The following is a 3,507-nucleotide window of genomic DNA, read 5'->3' on the forward strand; positions in this document are numbered from 1 at the left end:
TCGGCCATGGCGTCGGTGAGCTGGATCTCGCCCCCCGCGCCGGGGGCGGTGTGCTCCAGGATGGTGTAGATTTCGGGGGTGAGCAGGCAGCGGCCCAGAATGCTGAACAGGCTGAATTCCTGCCCGGGGGCCGGCTTTTCGATCATGTCGTCGATCAGGTAATGGTTGCCCTGGATGGGGGCCGTTTTCATGCTGGAATACTTCACAATGGCCTCGGGCGTTACTTCCTTGATGCCCACCGCCGGGCGGCCGTACGCCCCGTAAGCGCGGATGAGCTGGGCGGCCACGGGGTCTTCGCCTAGGATCACGTCGTCGCCGTACATAACCACGAACGGCTCGCTGCCGGTGAAGGGCCTGGCCATGAGCACCGCGTGGCCCAGGCCCAGGGTCTGTTTTTGCCGCACAAAGAAAATGTTGGCGAGATTTGCGATGCCGAGGGATTCCTCCAGCAGGGCCTCTTTGCCCGGTTTTGCGAGAGCGGCTTCCAGCTCGGGGCTGCGGTCGAAGTGGTCTTCGATGATGCTTTTGTTGCGGCCGAGAATGATGAGGATCTCCTCGATGCCCGCGTTCACAGCCTCTTCCACAATATACTGGATGGCGGGCTTGTCCACGATGGGAAGCATTTCCTTGGGCATTGCCTTGGTGGCGGGCAGCACCCGTGTGCCGAGCCCTGCCGCGGGGATGATCGCCTTGCGTACTTTTTGTGCCATATCCGTATCCATTCCTTTCATTTTGCGTTCCGGGGAACGGTTTTCAAGCCAAAGGGAGCGCGCCTCACACCAAAGTGCCGGCCTGCCCCATCAGGGTGCCCAAAATGGGCCAGACGGCAAACGCCATGGCGGCGTACGTGACCACCAGCTCAAAAACAACCACCAGGACCAGGGCCACCGTGCTGGTGCCGCCCGCTTTGGCCAGGGCCGGGCCGGAGGCGGGGCCGGCGCTGAGAGCGGCATGGATGCGCTTGGCCGCGGTATTTTTGTAGATCCAGACCGCAAAGGAGCCGGACAAAAATTTGAGCACCCAGACCAGCACAGAGCTCACCGTGTAAAGGGCCGGGAGCGCCTGCGCGCTGAGACCGGCGACGAGTGGGTTTTCGGCGTAGATCATGAGGTTCAGGATCGCGGGCAGGTAGATCACCGCGTCCATGGCCAGGTAGGCCAGAGCGGGAACCCACATTTTGCGGTAGAAGAAATAGAGAGGGCCGAATAAAAAGGCCGAAAAACAGAGCGACATTTTGCGGCCGGTGGCGCTGATGCGTTTGAAATTCAGCAGGTAATAGGAGGCGTTTTTGCCCAGATACGCGGCCCAATCGCGCGCGGAGATACCGTCGATCTCCTCGTCCGGCCGGACCCGGAATTCGGGGGGCACGGCGTCCATTTGGAACGGGTCGGCCGGGGGGGCGCTGGCCGGGCCGTAGGCGGCGGGGCTGCGCTGGGCCGAGGCGGGGTCGTAGCGGGGGGCGCCCTTGTGCAGCGGAGCGCCGCAGGTCTCGCAGAACAGGCCGGCGACGGGATTCATGGCCCCACAGGCCGCACAGGCGATCTCGGGCGTATCCGGGGCGGCACCGGAAGCCTGCGAGGCTTCGGCCGCCGGGCACTCGCCGGGGGCGGGTTTCCACTCGAAGCCGGGGGCGTGGCGGTCGGCAAACAGGCAGCCGGCGTTTTTTTGGTAGCAATCGCGGTGGTAGGGGGCGCCGCAGTCAGGGCATACCACGATATCGTCGCTTTCGGCAAAGGGCTGCTGGCACACCGGGCATTTGCAGCCTTGGTAATCAAACATATGCTTGCTCCTCCCATATAAGGGCATTATACTGGTTATTGTACCGCAAAGAGCCGCAAAATGCAAAACAATTCTCTTTACTTTAGAACGCTTTTCGGCTATACTACTATCGGATAATTTTTGAGCGCGATAACAAACAGAGAGGTTTGCGGATATGATCACCATTGACGAATTGAAGATGCAGCTGGGCGAGCACGAGCACGAGGTGCGTGAGCTGGGCGACGCGCTGGCCATCACCGCCAGTGAAAAGCGCGTGGCGGAGCTGGAAAACAAAATGACCATGCCCGGCTTTTACGACGACACCGAGGCCAGCGCCCGGGTATTTGCCGAAATGAGCGCGCTCAAGGGCCGGCTGGAGCGCTATGCAAAGCTGAAAGCGCTGTACGACGACGCCGAGACCATGCTGCTGCTGTGCGAGGAAGAGAATGACCCGGAGCTCATCCCCGAGGGCGAGGCGGCGGTGGAGGCGGTGACCAAGGCGGTGGAGGAGCTGCAGCTGATCACCCTGCTTTCGGGCCAGTACGACAAAAACAACGCCATTTTGACCTTTCACGCCGGCACCGGCGGCACCGAGGCGCAGGATTGGGCGGACATGCTGTTCCGCATGTACAGCCGCTGGGGCGCCGCCCACGGCTATAAGGTGAGCACCCTGGACTACCAGGACGGCGACGAGGCCGGGCTGAAGAGCGCTTCGATCCTGGTGGAGGGGCCCAACGCGTATGGCATGCTGAAAAGCGAGAACGGGGTGCACCGCCTGGTGCGCGTTTCCCCCTTTGATTCGCAGAGCCGCCGCCAGACCAGCTTTGCCAGCCTGGAGGTGATGCCCGAGCTGGACGACAGCATCCAGGTGGACATCCGGCCGGAGGACGTGGAGATGCAGGTGTTCCGCTCGTCCGGCGCGGGCGGCCAGCACATCAACAAGACCTCCAGCGCGGTGCGCCTGATCCACAAACCCACCGGCATTGTGGTGAGCTGCCAGACCGAGCGCAGCCAGTTTCAAAACCGCGACACCGCCATGAAGATGCTGGCCTCGAAGCTGTATCAGATCAAGGAACAGGAGCACCTGGACAAGATCGGCGACATCAAGGGCGTGCAGAAAGAGATTGCCTGGGGCCACCAGATCCGCAGCTATGTGTTCATGCCCTACACCCTGGTGAAGGATCACCGGACCGGTTACGAAAACGGAAATGTGCAGGCCGTGATGGACGGCGAGCTGGACGGGTTCATCAACGCCTACCTGAAAGCCGCCAGCAAGGGCGAATTGCAGGATACCTGAACCGGGGGATAAAAAGGAAAACAAGAGCGTGGGCCGTTTAAAACGGCCCACGCTCTTGTTGGTGTGGGGGTGGGAGGCCTCAGCCCTCGAGGGCCTGCAGGAGGCCGCCGCCCTGGCCGGAGCCCGCGGCGCGGGCGGCACGGACCTGCACTTCCAGCTTCCGGTCCAGCTGCTCCTGGGCGGGCTCGCGGATGAGGCGCTCGGCGTCGTAGCCCACGGCCGTGAGCTGACGGTCGTAGCGGGACAGGGTGACGAGGGCTTTTTCGCCGTTTGTGCCCACCACGTCGAAGGTGATGTCCGGGTCGTTGCCGGCGTAACCCTGGCAGTTGTAGGAGACCGCATCCACCTGGCCGTGTACGAGATTTTTCTCAAGGGCGAGCTGCCGCGCAAGCTCCAGATATTCCTGGGGATTTTCGGAGCTTGCGCGGAAGCTCGCCCTTGAGAAAAATCTC

The 3,507-nt window shown here is 62.3% G+C and carries 3 protein-coding genes and 1 pseudogene; 1 reads left to right on the forward strand and 3 read right to left on the reverse strand.

Annotated elements, in window-relative coordinates:
• Positions 1-710 (reverse strand): UTP--glucose-1-phosphate uridylyltransferase (locus ACMLHZ_RS07335; protein WP_418667109.1); only part of this gene is annotated, 710 nt, incomplete at its 3' end.
• A 64-nt stretch (positions 711-774) separates the two neighbouring features.
• Positions 775-1,779, reverse strand: coding sequence for an RING finger protein (locus tag ACMLHZ_RS07340; RefSeq protein WP_418667110.1), 1,005 nt, complete (start codon positions 1,777-1,779; stop codon positions 775-777).
• A gap of 154 nt (positions 1,780-1,933) precedes the next feature.
• On the opposite strand from ACMLHZ_RS07340, the gene prfB reads away from it, so the two are divergent.
• Entirely contained in the window at positions 1,934-3,055 is a 1,122-nt protein-coding gene (gene prfB / locus ACMLHZ_RS07345; protein WP_418667111.1) for a peptide chain release factor 2, read from the forward strand.
• A 79-nt stretch (positions 3,056-3,134) separates the two neighbouring features.
• On the opposite strand, the pseudogene ACMLHZ_RS07350 reads toward prfB, so the two are convergent.
• Positions 3,135-3,507 (reverse strand): annotated as a pseudogene (locus ACMLHZ_RS07350) (hypothetical protein); the annotation flags it as partial.

The organism is Allofournierella sp., from assembly GCF_048388525.1.
Classification (GTDB): Bacteria; Bacillota; Clostridia; order Oscillospirales; family Ruminococcaceae; genus BQOK01.

Bases quoted from the DNA above. Each gene is read 5' to 3' on its own strand.
- ACMLHZ_RS07340 (WP_418667110.1), bottom strand. From the start codon at position 1,779: ATGTTTGATTACCAAGGCTGCAAATGCCCGGTGTGCCAGCAGCCCTTT.
- prfB (WP_418667111.1), top strand. From the start codon at position 1,934: ATGATCACCATTGACGAATTGAAGATGCAGCTGGGCGAGCACGAGCAC.